The organism is Pseudomonas mangiferae, from assembly GCF_007109405.1.
GTDB lineage: Bacteria > Pseudomonadota > Gammaproteobacteria > Pseudomonadales > Pseudomonadaceae > Pseudomonas_T > Pseudomonas_T mangiferae.
Map to the genome: position 1 here is coordinate 310,316 of NZ_VJOY01000001.1, position 16,890 is coordinate 327,205.

Sequence of the window (16,890 nt, forward strand, 5' to 3'; positions counted from 1 at the left end):
GGGGAGTGGCCTCAAGACAGCCACTCCCCGAACTGCTCCTTGCAGTACGCCACGAACGACTGGGCGGGTTTGGTCAGTTGCGTGCGCTTGAGCCAGCCCGCGACCAGCGCCGAGCCCGACACGTCTTCGGCGATGTCCACGCAGACCAGCTGCTGGCCATCGTAGGTGGTGGTGGAGTGGGGACGGGTCACCAGGATCGCGAACCCAAACCCCTGGCCCACCATGCCACGCACCATCTCGATGGATGGGGAGCTGAAGGCGATGTTGGGGTTCAGGCCCAGCTCTTCGAAGATACTCACGAAGTAGGTTCGGCTGGGCTGCACGTCCAGCAGGATCATCGGCTCGGGCGCCAAGTCCCGCAGGGACACCCGGGCCTGCCCGGCGAAGCGGTGGCCGGCCGGCAGCAGCACATACGGCCGCCGCGGCGCCATCAGCGCCTCGGTCTCGATGGTGCTGTCCAAGTCGTGCTCATAGAAGATCGCCAGGTCGAAACGGCCGCTGGTCAGGCCCTGGACCAGCTCCTGCTGCTCGCCGTCCTGCAGGCGGATCTCCACCCCCGGGAAGCGCTGGCGAAAGCCAGCGATCAAGCGCGGCAGGTAGAGCGGGGCGACGGTCTCGAAGCAGCCGATGTCGATCTGCCCGCTGACCACGTCGTTGTCCGCCAGCGCGTTCTGCTCGAACTCCCAGGCCATGCGCAGCAGCTTCTGCGCCTTGCGGTAGAAGCGCGCGCCTGCCGGCGTCAGCGACACGCCCTGGGCGTGGTGGCGGATGAGCAATTGCACGCCGAAGCTGTCCTCCAGTCCCTTGATGGCGGTGGAGATGGACGGCTGGGCGATGTACAGCGTACGCGACGCCTCGGCGACGCTGCCGCATTCCACGGTGGTGACGAAGTACTTCAGCTGACGCAGGGTGTAGGACGCCACGGTAGGCCTCGGGCCGGGAGGGTTTCCGCCTACCTTACCCGCCAACCGCCGTCCATGGCGCCGGGATTGCCGCGGAATTTGCTGGGCAATGGCGACATTTTGCCTGGTCTCGCGGGCACCGTTGGCTGCATGGCCACAGCCAGGCGCCTGTGAGCAAGGGGGAGGGGACCGCACAGGCCGTATCGCGTATCAGGGCGGATCGGCAGGATTTCCTGCTGCCCACCGCGTCGGCAGGAATCTTTTTTAAGGTTTGAGGAAACATTTTTAGTAATTTGCCTGCCCCCGCGCTTTGCCCATGATCGACCCAACAAGAATGCGCCGTGCCCACGGCGCGCACCGAAGTACGCCCACGTACTCACTTGCCTTGGAGTTCGTCATGACCACCACCGCGACATCCGCGCCGCTCATCGAAAAACACACCATCGGCTACGTGCCGCCCGAGGACCGGCACGGCAAGGTCAGGGACCTGTTCACCCTGTGGTTCGGCGGCAACATCGCGCCCCTGCCGATCGTCACCGGCGCCTTGGGCGTGCAGCTGTTCCACCTGAACCTGGTCTGGGGCATCGTCGCCATCGTCGTCGGCCACCTGGTGGGCGGCCTGCTGATGGCACTGCATTCCGCCCAGGGACCGCAGATGGGCATCCCGCAGATGATCCAGAGCCGCGCCCAGTTCGGTTCCCTGGGAGCCTTATTGGTGGTGGTGATCGCCGGCGTGATGTACGTGGGTTTCTTCGCCTCCAATATCGTCCTGGCCGGCAAATCCCTGCATGGGGTGGTCGAGAGCGTGCCCGTGCCGGTGGGGATCGTCGTCGGGGCGCTGGGCTCGGGCATCATCGGGATCATCGGCTACCGCTTCATCCACGTGCTCAACCGCATCGGCACCTGGGTGCTGGGCATCGGCATCGTGCTGGGCTTCGGCTACATCTTCACCCACGTGCAGACCGACGACTTCCTAACCCGCGGCGGTTTCAACATCTCGGGCTGGCTGGCGACGGTCTCCCTGGGCGCACTCTGGCAGATCGCCTTCGCTCCCTATGTATCCGATTACTCGCGCTACCTGCCCAAGGACGTGTCGGTCGGCGCGACCTTCTGGGCGACTTACCTGGGCTCGACCCTGGGTTCGATCCTCTCCTTCGCGTTCGGCGCCGTGGCGGTGCTGGCGCTGCCGGCGGGCCTCGACACCATGGACGCGGTGAAGCTGGCGACCGGCGCCATCGGCCCGTTGATGCTGGTGCTGTTCCTGCTGAGCGTGATCAGCCACAACGCCCTGAACCTGTACGGCGCCGTGCTTTCGGTGATCACCCTGATGCAGACCTTTGCCTATCGCTGGATCCCGACCGCGCGGAGCAGGGCGGTGCTGTCCCTGATCATCCTGATCGGCTGCTGCATCGCCGCCATCGGTGCCTCGGCGGATTTCATCGGCCACTTCGTCGACCTGGTCCTGGCGCTGCTGGTGGTGCTGGTCCCATGGACCGCCATCAACCTCATCGACTTCTACGCGATCCACAAGGGCGACTACGACATCGACTCGATCTTCCGCGTCGACGGTGGCATCTACGGCCGCTTCAATCCCCAGGCCCTGTTGGCCTATGCCATTGGCATCGCCGTGCAGATTCCCTTCATGAATACTCCGATCTACACCGGCCCGGTGGCCGCACACATCGACGGCGCCGACCTGTCCTGGCTGGTCGGCCTGGTGGTCACGGCGCCGCTGTACTACTGGCTGGCCACCCGCGACACGGCCTACCGCCGCAGGCAGGGCGCCGCGATCGCATAAGGCCCCTAGAGGGCGAGTTCTGTGTCGGGGATTAGGCTGAGCTTTTTTTCCAGGGTCTCCAGGAGCGCTGATCCGGCTCGCTGCGAAAGTAGTGGGCCGGATCAGCTGCGCTAGAGCCGTATCGGCTTATAGGCCAGGAACTTTTCTGCGACTTCAGGCGGATAAATTTTCTTGGCAGACGACGGCGGGATGGATGTGCAACGGTTTTCTTAAGTCACGGGTACGGGACTTGATACGACAACACCTAGGTGAAGCTGGGCACCAGTCAAACGAAACCCTGCAATGTCATCAGACTCAGCTGACTTGGGTAGCGGTGATTCCGAGGCCTCAAAGAAGTTGGCAGCAGAGCCAAGCATCCCTTACCCATCTGCACAGCCATTATTTAACATAATATACATTATGCGAAGCCCTAGGGGCAGACGAGCTGGCCGTACACGCGATCAAGGCGCGCCTCGCACATGGTGTCGCGCTGCTGCTGATACGCGAAGCCGATCAGCACGAGATTGAGCGCAAAGACCGCCAGCAGCGCGCCGATAGTGCCAATCCAAGGAGCCATATCCTTGAGCATGCCAATCCTCCTAGGCCAGACAATGGCGAATGTTCCCACGACAGCGAGCAGCCAGGCCAGCCCTAGCGCTTCCATGGCATCGGCTCCGACGCAGGCATGCCAATAATCAGGTTGCGATTATCCGAGACGTATTCCTGCGGCGGCGATGTCGCTGCGCGCCCTCGCCGAATCGCCGCCGCAGGATCGGGAGACGGGCTGGTAGTGACGCCACGGGTGCTGTTCCCGGTCGCGTACTGCGGCGACAACCGGGTGTCGTCGAAGTAGCCATTGACCACCACGTCCATGCAGAACTCGAACGTGGTTTTCATCCGGGTGGCCTGCTGGGTGTAGCACTGGCACGTCATCAGTTTCTTGTCGTGAATGCCGACCGGAAAATGCCGATCGGCAGCGCGATCAACCAAGTTCGGGTCCGAGCTGGCCGCACAGACCGGCCGGGGGAAATCCCTGGGCTTGCTCAGCTCGTCGTAACGAGGCGCCGAGGCGACCAGATCGGGAACCCTGGGCGAGCGGTCTTCGATGTAATCCTGACGCGTGGCGAGCCGCTTGGAGGTGCTAGAAGACGACTCAGCACGTGCAACCTCGCCAGTGGCCGACTGCACGTTGCGAGCGGAAGGCGCCGACGAATCGACCGCCTGATCCGACTTGGCCCGCAGAACTTGCTTTTCGCTCTCGGCAGAGTGAACGACCTGATAAATACCAAACGCAAGGCCGCCAAGCGCCGCAAGCACGATGCCGACGAGAAGCGGGATTTTCTTTAAATACCCCGGGGATGTGGGCTTGTGGGTGTGAACCGTGGACGATTTGTAGACCCCGAAATAAGCCTTATCCAGGGTCACCCGCTCTTCACTGGCTTGCTTGAAGTTGGCGCGCTTCTCAGGGTTGTCGATGCAGAATTCATACTCGTGGCGGAAGATCCCTTTTTCGCGGCCGTAGGGCCGAATGAAGTTGATGTGCTTGCCGACCAGCTTGCGGACCGGCGTCGAGAGCAACGACGGGTGCTGGGTGATCAGATGGATATCCAGGCCCTGGTGACGGTGAGTCTCGAATCGGGTGACCTTCTCCGGCCTGGCACGGGTGCCGTCGTTGCCGAAAACGCGCTGCGCTTCGTCGATGACGATGACCGATCCGTCGGGCAGGTCGTACCACTTCTCAGGGGTGTCGAACTCAACCCACCGAGACTTCAAGCGGTCGAGCTTGAGGTCCGGGATTCCGTAGTAGTAGATCGTCCTGGGCGGCAGGTCCGGGTGGTCGGGATCGCGATGCAAGCGACGCTCCGGGTCGTTCGGGTCGGCCTGATGCTCGAGGTCGATTTCACGGATAGCGTTAAGCGTTTTGCCCGCACCCGGCAGGCCAGTTCTCAGGTAAAGCATGGTCCCCTCCCCTTATTTCGGCCCGGTCCAGCGAACGCCGGATTTGCCGCCAGACTTGTCCATTCCCCAGAGCACGGCGCGGGCGACGTAAGCGGAAAACAGGATGTTGATGCACACGTCGATTTGCAGGAGTCCAAGCACCTGCATCCACTCCCCAGGGACGCCGCCCAGGGAGCTGAAGACGTAATCTTTGGCCTTGTCCATAACGGACTGAACCCCATAGAAAGCGACGGCGGTAAAGCCCAGGCCGCGCAGCAGCTTCCAGCCCAGCGGAACGAGCGACCAGCCAATGGCGCGCAGCAATAACCCAATCAAAACAGGCATTTAGGAAAGCCCCTTTGCGATGATTTCAGCCGCTCGACGCATCGCGAAGGCGACCATGAGATAGCCGAACCACTGGAAAAATGTGCAGAGCTGGCCAACGACAGACGAAAACGGAATGACCGCCGCATTCCCAAAAAAGGGAACGGTGAGGTCGGGAATAACCGGGCAAGTACGAGAAAACCGGCCGGAGGTGTCGAGCATGGTGGATATGTCGAAAGTGCCGTCCGAGTCAGCCTTAAGGGGCTGGTACTCGGCGCCGGAAAACTCACCGTCAAGGGTCGCTTTCAGCTCGGTAATTTTCTTCTGGTCGACCTTCCGGAACTCCTCATCGGAGCAGGTCTGCGCCTTCTGCTGACGCAGGATCGCGCACTGGATCGCGTCGCCCGAGCAGGTGACAGTCGCGTCGCACGCCTCGCCGGCCACGCTGGACTGACCGCACTTGTTCGGGTCCTTCGCAGGGTCGCACTGCCCTTCCCCGTCGTTGTTGCCGTTGCCACCACCGCCACCCGATCCGCTACCGGAACCGCTGCCGTCGCCGCTGCCGTTCCCATTTCCGTTGCCGTTTCCGTTGCCACTGCCGGAACCGTTGCCGTTGCCGCTGTTGCCACCGCCGTTGCCACCGGTGCCACCGTCGTTGTTGCCGCCACTGTTTCCACCGGAACCACTGTCGCCGGGGCTGGTGGGGTCGGAAGGCCCAGGGTTGTTCGGGGTGCCGGGGTCAGGATCGGGCGGATTGCCTGGGTCGGTGGTGACGCAGGCGATGCCTGACCAGACCTGGCCAACAGGGCACGTGTGGGTGGGGTCCTTCGGGGTGTTGGGAGAAATACCAGCGTTCGCGTCGCCGCTCTGGCAGAGGGTGCCGGTGTAGGTCCCCGAGCCGATGCACAGGCCCTTGCCGGGCTGCTCCGGGTCCTCGCCGCAGGTGGACGTGCCCAGGGATACGCGACAGCTCGACATGCACCCGTATTCACGCCGGCCGAGGCCGTCCAGGTTGGGCAGCGTGATCGCCCAAGCCACGTTCTTGCCCTTGAGCGGCTCGCACGGCTCAGGCGGTGGCGGTGAGCCAATACACTCGCCGGTCGCGTCGTCGTACTTGTCATTTTCGCCCGGACAGTTAGTTCCCCAGCGATGGACTACAGTCGATGCAGTTTGCCCGCCGAAAGCATCAAGAATACGCATGCAGTCAGCCCGGTCACCATTAACCATAGTAACCAGGGAGAAACCCTCTTCGGGGGCAAAATGATCATCGAACCACTTCTTACATGCAGCAGTGGCGGACTTGAATTTGTTAGTGCCGTCAGTCCAGAAATATTCCTCAGCGCTAGCGGCCGGTACAAAGAATAGCGAAAGCAACAAGCACGCCGATAAAGACGATATCGTCCGGACTAATAAACATTTAATTGACCCCATATCAAACTCCAGGCAATAAAAAAGCCCGGACGGCCGAGAGACCGCCGGGCTTGCGAAGGCTAATTAAGTGCCAGCGCGTTGCAGCTTTTTACCCACGCCGATCAGCGAAACCAGGCCGAACATGGCAGCCCCGACGAGGGTGGCGCCTGCGATGCCGCCAGCAGCGTAGAGCAGCGCCTTGGAGACGTCGTAGTCACCATCGGCCGCCATGGTGACGCCGGACGCCATGATCAGGGAGGCGCCGAGAATGGCTTCGCGTTTGCCCACGTTGAAGAACTGTTGCAGCTTGTTCATATGCATACTCCTAGTTAAAAAACGGACCGAATCGCCTTGATAACCCACACAGCGACAAACAACGCCAGAAGTGCGGAAGTTATTTCGGCTCTTTGAGCCCAAGTAAGTGCGGGCGTCAGAAAGTCCCGCATCTCTTGAACTGTAAAAGTCTTCATCTGACCCTGGCAGATAGTTGTCTTATCGTCCCGAATCAGCCAAACACCGTCACAGCCCAGGAAATTCATGTTCACCCCCTACCCCTCTCTTTTTGCTCCGCAAAAAGCTAGGGGCGTTAGCTCGCAGAACGCACAGGCTGTACGCGCTGAATCGGAACAGGAAGGCCATCGCCGGAAGCCCACAGGTCCATACCAAAAGAGGTCCCGGCCTTGGACTTCCAAGCCTTAGCGAAGACAGGGACGGCAACTTGCTTGCCAATATGCGGCTTATAGGCATTCTCAATGCCGCTATCGAGTTGCCGCTTAGAAACCTTGATGCCGACCGAAACTTCCACTTCCTGGCCAAACTGATCCTTTTGCGAAGCAGTGACCACAAGGAAGTGTTCGATAATGCCGTTGGCTTTCTCGTTACTGGTAACGCCTTTGCAAAGACCGACTTGAAGAAGCATGCGAATTTACCTCGTACAGTTAAGGGTGATCCCTGGTTTAAATAATCAAGCGGCTTCAACGCTTGGTTCTACGTACCAGCTCGGGCGCTGGGCGCTGAAATCAACTTGCAAGAAGCGCAGGATAGGGACCACGTTGTTCTTGTGATCATCGGCCTTCAACTTCTGGAGTGCAGCCTTACTTAGGCCGCACTCACAAATCTGGTCAACATGGCGATAGAAAGTTGCACGCGACATTGACTTCATGGTTTCTTCCCAGCCGTAGTCTTTGATGCTGCGGTAGGTGCGGAACAAGTTCAGCGCGACACTTTCATTCGCGGGGCCGGCGACATATACCGAAGGTATTTCAACGCCAGTAGACTTACAGGTTTTGGCCTTAGTCCACCGACCACCCGGCTTGGTGAACTTCTCTTTAAGTGCGGCCAGCACTTTGTCATCGTTAATTACTCGCATGGAGATACCTTCAAAGGCCGCAAACAATTCTTTAGTTACTTGTTCCCAACACCACTGGATAAAACACTGACCCTGGGTAGCCAGGCGCTCTTGGTAGTCGCACAGCGCCCACAGGTTGGAAGGGATGTTTCGCCGATCAAGCCAGCGATGCATCACGGTCGCTTCAAGGCGGATTAGGTTGTCCGCCCAAGCGACCAAATCGGGGTTTTGCAGCACCGCCAGGGTGCGACGAGCAGACAGGTTGCCTCCCCTCGCCGCCTTCACTGCCTTGTCAATTTCGCCGCGAAATTCGGGCCCCTTGAGATACGCCTTCAACCGACGCAAGCGGCTGTCCTTACTGCCCCAATAGGCCGTGGTCTGGTAGTCGTCGCCACGGTTACGGGTCTGGCCGTTGCTAACACCACGGAGCGCCTGGATCAGCTGGAGCGCAGTGCGGTCATCAGGCAGACGGGCAGAGAAAGTGCAGTCGATGTTGTAAACCTGGGCGCTCTGCCAATCGAGCTGGGCGAACAACTCAGGGTACGAGCCAGCCAACCACTTGAGCATTACCTCACCGCCCATGCGGATCGAGGTCGGGCCGAACACGTTATGTCCCTGGAGAAGCTTCGCCGGGCTGGCTTTCAGCTCAACACCGGGATTCATCCGCTTGCCTAGCGACTGGTGGAACACCTTGACCGCCATAGGCGTAAACGAGGTGGGCAGCGACTCCCAGGCATGGGAAAGGTCTTCGACGATGTATCCACCCTGCCCGTCTGCAAGCACGCTGGTAGCGCGCAGCGGGATGCCCAGGCTTTCGAGGTCGACCGACAGGGAGTGATGCCCTGCGTCGTCACCGTGAAGGGTGATCGCTTCGACCCGGAAGGGGATGAACATGTGGATTTTGTCGAGCACGCCGGACTCCGTTACAGCGTTACGCGTTACGCTGGCGGGGAGTTTATACGTTGTTACGTGTTACAAAGCAACGTGTGACAGGATAACTGGCATCAGAGGAACAGCGAGAAATGAACGTGACCAAGCCTTATCGCGTACGTGATGAGTTCGTAGAGATCATCAAGGAGCGCCGAATAAACATGATCGTGGAGACACGGGAGGACGTAGGCGAAGCGGATTTAGTGAACGCGGTGCTGTGGAAGCACCTGAGCACGCTGACCACGAAAGACGTACTGAAATACCGCGAAGAAGTGCTAGGAAAAGACTGATCAAAAAACGCCCGGAAGTCTCACCATGAGACAAGAGTCCACCATTAGAGATGGTGGACCCTGCTACGCAGAACAGGCGGACGATCACCCGCCCGCTACCGAAGGAGTCTTCGGTAAAGTGGGGGTGTAACAGCACCCCCACCCCTCCCCGCGCGTTTCGCGCCCGCGAAACAGCCACAGCCAGACAAGCAAAAGTCGCCTCCGGCAGCCCTCCGGGGGCCCTACCGGGGGTCTCTCGGCGAGGGCCAGGGGTGCAGGGGGAAAAGCACCCCCTACACCCCAGGCAGAGAGTAGATGGACGGAGGTAGGTCAAGGGTGCGCTACGCCCGTGCTTCCGTTCGCCGGGGCGAGCCCCGACGAGCCGGGAGCGCGGCCCCTGACCAGGGAGAGATCAGATGGGGTTGCAGGTACCAAAACGCTTGCGCCCTGGGCGAACCAGGTCGGCGAAACGGTACCGAATCAGCGCTAGCCGGCGAAGAAAACGGCCAGCATGACGCCGACGGTCAGGATGCTGTAGAAGATCCGCAAACCGAGCGGCGCAGGCATGGCCGGCTGATCCAGCCAGCGAAGAATGGGGTCGCGCTTATCCACGGCGGCCACCCTCGAACAGATCGCCCTGCCCGCAGGCTTCGAGCAACAGCGCGGCCGCCGAACGGGCGCGCTCCAGGGTCTGGCGAAGGGCGGCAATTTCATGGTCCCGGTCGGCCAGATCGCGGCGCAGGCCACGAACCAGGGCGGACAACTGGGGAGCATCAGCGGCGGCCATGGCGAACGCCTTGCTGGCGACCCGCTGGCCGTACTGGATTTTCAGGGCGTCGGCTTCCTGCTCGGAAACCTCGAATTTGATAAGGGTCATTCTGGTACCTTTCCGTTGACCAGGTGCAGCAGCTCGATGCGGGAAATGGTACCAAATCACAGAAGGCCCTGCAATGGTTTTGGTACCGATTTCGAGTTCTGCAGCAGATCCAGGGCGACGCTTTCAGTACCAATTCACCTCGATGGACGCCTAGGCCAGGGCGGGGCATCGCATAATCCGAGGTTATGCTAAACCGCTTTCGCCGTGGCCTGCGGATAGTCCCACGGCGGCGGCTAAACATAACCTCGAACCCCATTATGCGAAGCCCTAGGGGCAGACGAGCTGGCCGTACACGCGATCAAGGCGCGCCTCGCACATGGTGTCGCGCTGCTGCTGATACGCGAAGCCGATCAGCACGAGATTGAGCGCAAAGACCGCCAGCAGCGCGCCGATAGTGCCAATCCAAGGAGCCATATCCTTGAGCATGCCAATCCTCCTAGGCCAGACAATGGCGAATGTTCCCACGACAGCGAGCAGCCAGGCCAGCCCTAGCGCTTCCATGGCATCGGCTCCGACGCAGGCATGCCAATAATCAGGTTGCGATTATCCGAGACGTATTCCTGCGGCGGCGATGTCGCTGCGCGCCCTCGCCGAATCGCCGCCGCAGGATCGGGAGACGGGCTGGTAGTGACGCCACGGGTGCTGTTCCCGGTCGCGTACTGCGGCGACAACCGGGTGTCGTCGAAGTAGCCATTGACCACCACGTCCATGCAGAACTCGAACGTGGTTTTCATCCGGGTGGCCTGCTGGGTGTAGCACTGGCACGTCATCAGTTTCTTGTCGTGAATGCCGACCGGAAAATGCCGATCGGCAGCGCGATCAACCAAGTTCGGGTCCGAGCTGGCCGCACAGACCGGCCGGGGGAAATCCCTGGGCTTGCTCAGCTCGTCGTAACGAGGCGCCGAGGCGACCAGATCGGGAACCCTGGGCGAGCGGTCTTCGATGTAATCCTGACGCGTGGCGAGCCGCTTGGAGGTGCTAGAAGACGACTCAGCACGTGCAACCTCGCCAGTGGCCGACTGCACGTTGCGAGCGGAAGGCGCCGACGAATCGACCGCCTGATCCGACTTGGCCCGCAGAACTTGCTTTTCGCTCTCGGCAGAGTGAACGACCTGATAAATACCAAACGCAAGGCCGCCAAGCGCCGCAAGCACGATGCCGACGAGAAGCGGGATTTTCTTTAAATACCCCGGGGATGTGGGCTTGTGGGTGTGAACCGTGGACGATTTGTAGACCCCGAAATAAGCCTTATCCAGGGTCACCCGCTCTTCACTGGCTTGCTTGAAGTTGGCGCGCTTCTCAGGGTTGTCGATGCAGAATTCATACTCGTGGCGGAAGATCCCTTTTTCGCGGCCGTAGGGCCGAATGAAGTTGATGTGCTTGCCGACCAGCTTGCGGACCGGCGTCGAGAGCAACGACGGGTGCTGGGTGATCAGATGGATATCCAGGCCCTGGTGACGGTGAGTCTCGAATCGGGTGACCTTCTCCGGCCTGGCACGGGTGCCGTCGTTGCCGAAAACGCGCTGCGCTTCGTCGATGACGATGACCGATCCGTCGGGCAGGTCGTACCACTTCTCAGGGGTGTCGAACTCAACCCACCGAGACTTCAAGCGGTCGAGCTTGAGGTCCGGGATTCCGTAGTAGTAGATCGTCCTGGGCGGCAGGTCCGGGTGGTCGGGATCGCGATGCAAGCGACGCTCCGGGTCGTTCGGGTCGGCCTGATGCTCGAGGTCGATTTCACGGATAGCGTTAAGCGTTTTGCCCGCACCCGGCAGGCCAGTTCTCAGGTAAAGCATGGTCCCCTCCCCTTATTTCGGCCCGGTCCAGCGAACGCCGGATTTGCCGCCAGACTTGTCCATTCCCCAGAGCACGGCGCGGGCGACGTAAGCGGAAAACAGGATGTTGATGCACACGTCGATTTGCAGGAGTCCAAGCACCTGCATCCACTCCCCAGGGACGCCGCCCAGGGAGCTGAAGACGTAATCTTTGGCCTTGTCCATAACGGACTGAACCCCATAGAAAGCGACGGCGGTAAAGCCCAGGCCGCGCAGCAGCTTCCAGCCCAGCGGAACGAGCGACCAGCCAATGGCGCGCAGCAATAACCCAATCAAAACAGGCATTTAGGAAAGCCCCTTTGCGATGATTTCAGCCGCTCGACGCATCGCGAAGGCGACCATGAGATAGCCGAACCACTGGAAAAATGTGCAGAGCTGGCCAACGACAGACGAAAACGGAATGACCGCCGCATTCCCAAAAAAGGGAACGGTGAGGTCGGGAATAACCGGGCAAGTACGAGAAAACCGGCCGGAGGTGTCGAGCATGGTGGATATGTCGAAAGTGCCGTCCGAGTCAGCCTTAAGGGGCTGGTACTCGGCGCCGGAAAACTCACCGTCAAGGGTCGCTTTCAGCTCGGTAATTTTCTTCTGGTCGACCTTCCGGAACTCCTCATCGGAGCAGGTCTGCGCCTTCTGCTGACGCAGGATCGCGCACTGGATCGCGTCGCCCGAGCAGGTGACAGTCGCGTCGCACGCCTCGCCGGCCACGCTGGACTGACCGCACTTGTTCGGGTCCTTCGCAGGGTCGCACTGCCCTTCCCCGTCGTTGTTGCCGTTGCCACCACCGCCACCCGATCCGCTACCGGAACCGCTGCCGTCGCCGCTGCCGTTCCCATTTCCGTTGCCGTTTCCGTTGCCACTGCCGGAACCGTTGCCGTTGCCGCTGTTGCCACCGCCGTTGCCACCGGTGCCACCGTCGTTGTTGCCGCCACTGTTTCCACCGGAACCACTGTCGCCGGGGCTGGTGGGGTCGGAAGGCCCAGGGTTGTTCGGGGTGCCGGGGTCAGGATCGGGCGGATTGCCTGGGTCGGTGGTGACGCAGGCGATGCCTGACCAGACCTGGCCAACAGGGCACGTGTGGGTGGGGTCCTTCGGGGTGTTGGGAGAAATACCAGCGTTCGCGTCGCCGCTCTGGCAGAGGGTGCCGGTGTAGGTCCCCGAGCCGATGCACAGGCCCTTGCCGGGCTGCTCCGGGTCCTCGCCGCAGGTGGACGTGCCCAGGGATACGCGACAGCTCGACATGCACCCGTATTCACGCCGGCCGAGGCCGTCCAGGTTGGGCAGCGTGATCGCCCAAGCCACGTTCTTGCCCTTGAGCGGCTCGCACGGCTCAGGCGGTGGCGGTGAGCCAATACACTCGCCGGTCGCGTCGTCGTACTTGTCATTTTCGCCCGGACAGTTAGTTCCCCAGCGATGGACTACAGTCGATGCAGTTTGCCCGCCGAAAGCATCAAGAATACGCATGCAGTCAGCCCGGTCACCATTAACCATAGTAACCAGGGAGAAACCCTCTTCGGGGGCAAAATGATCATCGAACCACTTCTTACATGCAGCAGTGGCGGACTTGAATTTGTTAGTGCCGTCAGTCCAGAAATATTCCTCAGCGCTAGCGGCCGGTACAAAGAATAGCGAAAGCAACAAGCACGCCGATAAAGACGATATCGTCCGGACTAATAAACATTTAATTGACCCCATATCAAACTCCAGGCAATAAAAAAGCCCGGACGGCCGAGAGACCGCCGGGCTTGCGAAGGCTAATTAAGTGCCAGCGCGTTGCAGCTTTTTACCCACGCCGATCAGCGAAACCAGGCCGAACATGGCAGCCCCGACGAGGGTGGCGCCTGCGATGCCGCCAGCAGCGTAGAGCAGCGCCTTGGAGACGTCGTAGTCACCATCGGCCGCCATGGTGACGCCGGACGCCATGATCAGGGAGGCGCCGAGAATGGCTTCGCGTTTGCCCACGTTGAAGAACTGTTGCAGCTTGTTCATATGCATACTCCTAGTTAAAAAACGGACCGAATCGCCTTGATAACCCACACAGCGACAAACAACGCCAGAAGTGCGGAAGTTATTTCGGCTCTTTGAGCCCAAGTAAGTGCGGGCGTCAGAAAGTCCCGCATCTCTTGAACTGTAAAAGTCTTCATCTGACCCTGGCAGATAGTTGTCTTATCGTCCCGAATCAGCCAAACACCGTCACAGCCCAGGAAATTCATGTTCACCCCCTACCCCTCTCTTTTTGCTCCGCAAAAAGCTAGGGGCGTTAGCTCGCAGAACGCACAGGCTGTACGCGCTGAATCGGAACAGGAAGGCCATCGCCGGAAGCCCACAGGTCCATACCAAAAGAGGTCCCGGCCTTGGACTTCCAAGCCTTAGCGAAGACAGGGACGGCAACTTGCTTGCCAATATGCGGCTTATAGGCATTCTCAATGCCGCTATCGAGTTGCCGCTTAGAAACCTTGATGCCGACCGAAACTTCCACTTCCTGGCCAAACTGATCCTTTTGCGAAGCAGTGACCACAAGGAAGTGTTCGATAATGCCGTTGGCTTTCTCGTTACTGGTAACGCCTTTGCAAAGACCGACTTGAAGAAGCATGCGAATTTACCTCGTACAGTTAAGGGTGATCCCTGGTTTAAATAATCAAGCGGCTTCAACGCTTGGTTCTACGTACCAGCTCGGGCGCTGGGCGCTGAAATCAACTTGCAAGAAGCGCAGGATAGGGACCACGTTGTTCTTGTGATCATCGGCCTTCAACTTCTGGAGTGCAGCCTTACTTAGGCCGCACTCACAAATCTGGTCAACATGGCGATAGAAAGTTGCACGCGACATTGACTTCATGGTTTCTTCCCAGCCGTAGTCTTTGATGCTGCGGTAGGTGCGGAACAAGTTCAGCGCGACACTTTCATTCGCGGGGCCGGCGACATATACCGAAGGTATTTCAACGCCAGTAGACTTACAGGTTTTGGCCTTAGTCCACCGACCACCCGGCTTGGTGAACTTCTCTTTAAGTGCGGCCAGCACTTTGTCATCGTTAATTACTCGCATGGAGATACCTTCAAAGGCCGCAAACAATTCTTTAGTTACTTGTTCCCAACACCACTGGATAAAACACTGACCCTGGGTAGCCAGGCGCTCTTGGTAGTCGCACAGCGCCCACAGGTTGGAAGGGATGTTTCGCCGATCAAGCCAGCGATGCATCACGGTCGCTTCAAGGCGGATTAGGTTGTCCGCCCAAGCGACCAAATCGGGGTTTTGCAGCACCGCCAGGGTGCGACGAGCAGACAGGTTGCCTCCCCTCGCCGCCTTCACTGCCTTGTCAATTTCGCCGCGAAATTCGGGCCCCTTGAGATACGCCTTCAACCGACGCAAGCGGCTGTCCTTACTGCCCCAATAGGCCGTGGTCTGGTAGTCGTCGCCACGGTTACGGGTCTGGCCGTTGCTAACACCACGGAGCGCCTGGATCAGCTGGAGCGCAGTGCGGTCATCAGGCAGACGGGCAGAGAAAGTGCAGTCGATGTTGTAAACCTGGGCGCTCTGCCAATCGAGCTGGGCGAACAACTCAGGGTACGAGCCAGCCAACCACTTGAGCATTACCTCACCGCCCATGCGGATCGAGGTCGGGCCGAACACGTTATGTCCCTGGAGAAGCTTCGCCGGGCTGGCTTTCAGCTCAACACCGGGATTCATCCGCTTGCCTAGCGACTGGTGGAACACCTTGACCGCCATAGGCGTAAACGAGGTGGGCAGCGACTCCCAGGCATGGGAAAGGTCTTCGACGATGTATCCACCCTGCCCGTCTGCAAGCACGCTGGTAGCGCGCAGCGGGATGCCCAGGCTTTCGAGGTCGACCGACAGGGAGTGATGCCCTGCGTCGTCACCGTGAAGGGTGATCGCTTCGACCCGGAAGGGGATGAACATGTGGATTTTGTCGAGCACGCCGGACTCCGTTACAGCGTTACGCGTTACGCTGGCGGGGAGTTTATACGTTGTTACGTGTTACAAAGCAACGTGTGACAGGATAACTGGCATCAGAGGAACAGCGAGAAATGAACGTGACCAAGCCTTATCGCGTACGTGATGAGTTCGTAGAGATCATCAAGGAGCGCCGAATAAACATGATCGTGGAGACACGGGAGGACGTAGGCGAAGCGGATTTAGTGAACGCGGTGCTGTGGAAGCACCTGAGCACGCTGACCACGAAAGACGTACTGAAATACCGCGAAGAAGTGCTAGGAAAAGACTGATCAAAAAACGCCCGGAAGTCTCACCATGAGACAAGAGTCCACCATTAGAGATGGTGGACCCTGCTACGCAGAACAGGCGGACGATCACCCGCCCGCTACCGAAGGAGTCTTCGGTAAAGTGGGGGTGTAACAGCACCCCCACCCCTCCCCGCGCGTTTCGCGCCCGCGAAACAGCCACAGCCAGACAAGCAAAAGTCGCCTCCGGCAGCCCTCCGGGGGCCCTACCGGGGGTCTCTCGGCGAGGGCCAGGGGTGCAGGGGGAAAAGCACCCCCTACACCCCAGGCAGAGAGTAGATGGACGGAGGTAGGTCAAGGGTGCGCTACGCCCGTGCTTCCGTTCGCCGGGGCGAGCCCCGACGAGCCGGGAGCGCGGCCCCTGACCAGGGAGAGATCAGATGGGGTTGCAGGTACCAAAACGCTTGCGCCCTGGGCGAACCAGGTCGGCGAAACGGTACCGAATCAGCGCTAGCCGGCGAAGAAAACGGCCAGCATGACGCCGACGGTCAGGATGCTGTAGAAGATCCGCAAACCGAGCGGCGCAGGCATGGCCGGCTGATCCAGCCAGCGAAGAATGGGGTCGCGCTTATCCACGGCGGCCACCCTCGAACAGATCGCCCTGCCCGCAGGCTTCGAGCAACAGCGCGGCCGCCGAACGGGCGCGCTCCAGGGTCTGGCGAAGGGCGGCAATTTCATGGTCCCGGTCGGCCAGATCGCGGCGCAGGCCACGAACCAGGGCGGACAACTGGGGAGCATCAGCGGCGGCCATGGCGAACGCCTTGCTGGCGACCCGCTGGCCGTACTGGATTTTCAGGGCGTCGGCTTCCTGCTCGGAAACCTCGAATTTGATAAGGGTCATTCTGGTACCTTTCCGTTGACCAGGTGCAGCAGCTCGATGCGGGAAATGGTACCAAATCACAGAAGGCCCTGCAATGGTTTTGGTACCGATTTCGAGTTCTGCAGCAGATCCAGGGCGACGCTTTCAGTACCAATTCACCTCGATGGACGCCTAGGCCAGGGCGGGGCATCGCATAATCCGAG

At 60.1% G+C, this 16,890-nt stretch carries 22 protein-coding genes; 3 read left to right on the forward strand and 19 right to left on the reverse strand.

From position 1 onward, the window contains the following. Positions 1–11 precede the first annotated feature (11 nt). Positions 12–923: a LysR family transcriptional regulator gene (locus FM069_RS01375; protein ID WP_143486388.1), complete on the reverse strand. Its 912-nt coding sequence runs from the start codon at positions 921–923 to the stop codon at positions 12–14. A 376-nt stretch (positions 924–1,299) separates the two neighbouring features. Between FM069_RS01375 and FM069_RS01380 the strand changes: the two genes are divergently transcribed. Beyond that, complete coding sequence (locus tag FM069_RS01380) at positions 1,300–2,700, forward strand: purine-cytosine permease family protein (RefSeq protein ID WP_143486390.1); 1,401 nt, start codon at positions 1,300–1,302, stop codon at positions 2,698–2,700. Between the two features lie 409 nt (positions 2,701–3,109). On the opposite strand, the gene FM069_RS21505 is transcribed toward FM069_RS01380, so the two are convergent. From FM069_RS21505 to FM069_RS01415, 7 genes are all read right to left on the reverse strand, one after another. Next, the gene (locus FM069_RS21505) at positions 3,110–3,268 is read right to left on the reverse strand and encodes a hypothetical protein (protein WP_178106629.1); all 159 of its coding nucleotides are present in this window, start codon (positions 3,266–3,268) and stop codon (positions 3,110–3,112) included. A gap of 62 nt (positions 3,269–3,330) precedes the next feature. Next, positions 3,331–4,638: a zonular occludens toxin domain-containing protein gene (locus tag FM069_RS01385; protein ID WP_143486392.1), complete on the reverse strand. Its 1,308-nt coding sequence runs from the start codon at positions 4,636–4,638 to the stop codon at positions 3,331–3,333. Positions 4,639–4,650: 12 nt separating this feature from the next. Continuing rightward, the gene (locus FM069_RS01390) at positions 4,651–4,962 is read right to left on the reverse strand and encodes a DUF2523 domain-containing protein (RefSeq protein WP_143486393.1); all 312 of its coding nucleotides are present in this window, start codon (positions 4,960–4,962) and stop codon (positions 4,651–4,653) included. After that, positions 4,963–6,141 (reverse strand): hypothetical protein, encoded by a 1,179-nt coding sequence (locus FM069_RS21510; RefSeq protein WP_178106630.1) that lies wholly within the window; start codon positions 6,139–6,141, stop codon positions 4,963–4,965. It lies immediately after the preceding gene. Positions 6,142–6,435: 294 nt separating this feature from the next. After that, entirely contained in the window at positions 6,436–6,666 is a 231-nt protein-coding gene (locus FM069_RS01400; RefSeq protein ID WP_143486394.1) for a hypothetical protein, read from the reverse strand. Between the two features lie 271 nt (positions 6,667–6,937). Continuing rightward, positions 6,938–7,270 (reverse strand): DNA-binding protein, encoded by a 333-nt coding sequence (locus FM069_RS01410; protein WP_143486397.1) that lies wholly within the window; start codon positions 7,268–7,270, stop codon positions 6,938–6,940. Between the two features lie 45 nt (positions 7,271–7,315). Then, positions 7,316–8,611: a phage/plasmid replication protein, II/X family gene (locus FM069_RS01415; protein ID WP_143486398.1), complete on the reverse strand. Its 1,296-nt coding sequence runs from the start codon at positions 8,609–8,611 to the stop codon at positions 7,316–7,318. Between the two features lie 110 nt (positions 8,612–8,721). On the opposite strand from FM069_RS01415, the gene FM069_RS01420 reads away from it, so the two are divergent. After that, entirely contained in the window at positions 8,722–8,919 is a 198-nt protein-coding gene (locus tag FM069_RS01420; protein ID WP_143486400.1) for a hypothetical protein, read from the forward strand. Positions 8,920–9,384: 465 nt separating this feature from the next. Here the strand turns inward: FM069_RS01420 and FM069_RS21995 are convergent, their stop codons facing one another. From FM069_RS21995 to FM069_RS01460, 9 genes are all read right to left on the reverse strand, one after another. Continuing rightward, positions 9,385–9,510: a hypothetical protein gene (locus FM069_RS21995; RefSeq protein ID WP_267904168.1), complete on the reverse strand. Its 126-nt coding sequence runs from the start codon at positions 9,508–9,510 to the stop codon at positions 9,385–9,387. Further along, entirely contained in the window at positions 9,503–9,775 is a 273-nt protein-coding gene (locus tag FM069_RS01425) for a hypothetical protein (protein ID WP_143486402.1), read from the reverse strand. Before FM069_RS01425 ends, FM069_RS21995 begins: the two co-directional genes overlap by 8 nt. A gap of 267 nt (positions 9,776–10,042) precedes the next feature. After that, entirely contained in the window at positions 10,043–10,201 is a 159-nt protein-coding gene (locus tag FM069_RS21515; protein WP_178106629.1) for a hypothetical protein, read from the reverse strand. Between the two features lie 62 nt (positions 10,202–10,263). Further along, positions 10,264–11,571 (reverse strand): zonular occludens toxin domain-containing protein, encoded by a 1,308-nt coding sequence (locus tag FM069_RS01430; protein WP_143486392.1) that lies wholly within the window; start codon positions 11,569–11,571, stop codon positions 10,264–10,266. 12 nt (positions 11,572–11,583) lie between these two features. Next, positions 11,584–11,895 (reverse strand): DUF2523 domain-containing protein, encoded by a 312-nt coding sequence (locus FM069_RS01435; protein ID WP_143486393.1) that lies wholly within the window; start codon positions 11,893–11,895, stop codon positions 11,584–11,586. Beyond that, positions 11,896–13,074: a hypothetical protein gene (locus FM069_RS21520; RefSeq protein ID WP_178106630.1), complete on the reverse strand. Its 1,179-nt coding sequence runs from the start codon at positions 13,072–13,074 to the stop codon at positions 11,896–11,898. A 294-nt stretch (positions 13,075–13,368) separates the two neighbouring features. Beyond that, positions 13,369–13,599, reverse strand: coding sequence for a hypothetical protein (locus FM069_RS01445; RefSeq protein WP_143486394.1), 231 nt, complete (start codon positions 13,597–13,599; stop codon positions 13,369–13,371). Between the two features lie 271 nt (positions 13,600–13,870). After that, positions 13,871–14,203 carry a DNA-binding protein gene (locus FM069_RS01455; RefSeq protein WP_143486397.1) on the reverse strand — a complete coding sequence of 111 codons (333 nt, stop codon included), beginning with the start codon at positions 14,201–14,203 and terminating at the stop codon, positions 13,871–13,873. A gap of 45 nt (positions 14,204–14,248) precedes the next feature. Next, on the reverse strand, positions 14,249–15,544 hold the full coding sequence (locus FM069_RS01460; RefSeq protein ID WP_143486398.1) for a phage/plasmid replication protein, II/X family: 1,296 nt from the start codon (positions 15,542–15,544) through the stop codon (positions 14,249–14,251). A gap of 110 nt (positions 15,545–15,654) precedes the next feature. Here FM069_RS01460 and FM069_RS01465 point away from each other — a divergent pair, with 110 nt between their 5' ends. Then, entirely contained in the window at positions 15,655–15,852 is a 198-nt protein-coding gene (locus FM069_RS01465) for a hypothetical protein (RefSeq protein WP_143486400.1), read from the forward strand. A 465-nt stretch (positions 15,853–16,317) separates the two neighbouring features. Here the strand turns inward: FM069_RS01465 and FM069_RS22000 are convergent, their stop codons facing one another. Beyond that, a complete protein-coding gene (locus FM069_RS22000; protein WP_267904168.1) occupies positions 16,318–16,443 on the reverse strand; it encodes a hypothetical protein in 126 nt (41 codons plus the stop codon). Then, positions 16,436–16,708 carry a hypothetical protein gene (locus FM069_RS01470; protein WP_143486402.1) on the reverse strand — a complete coding sequence of 91 codons (273 nt, stop codon included), beginning with the start codon at positions 16,706–16,708 and terminating at the stop codon, positions 16,436–16,438. Before FM069_RS01470 ends, FM069_RS22000 begins: the two co-directional genes overlap by 8 nt. Positions 16,709–16,890 lie beyond the last annotated feature (182 nt).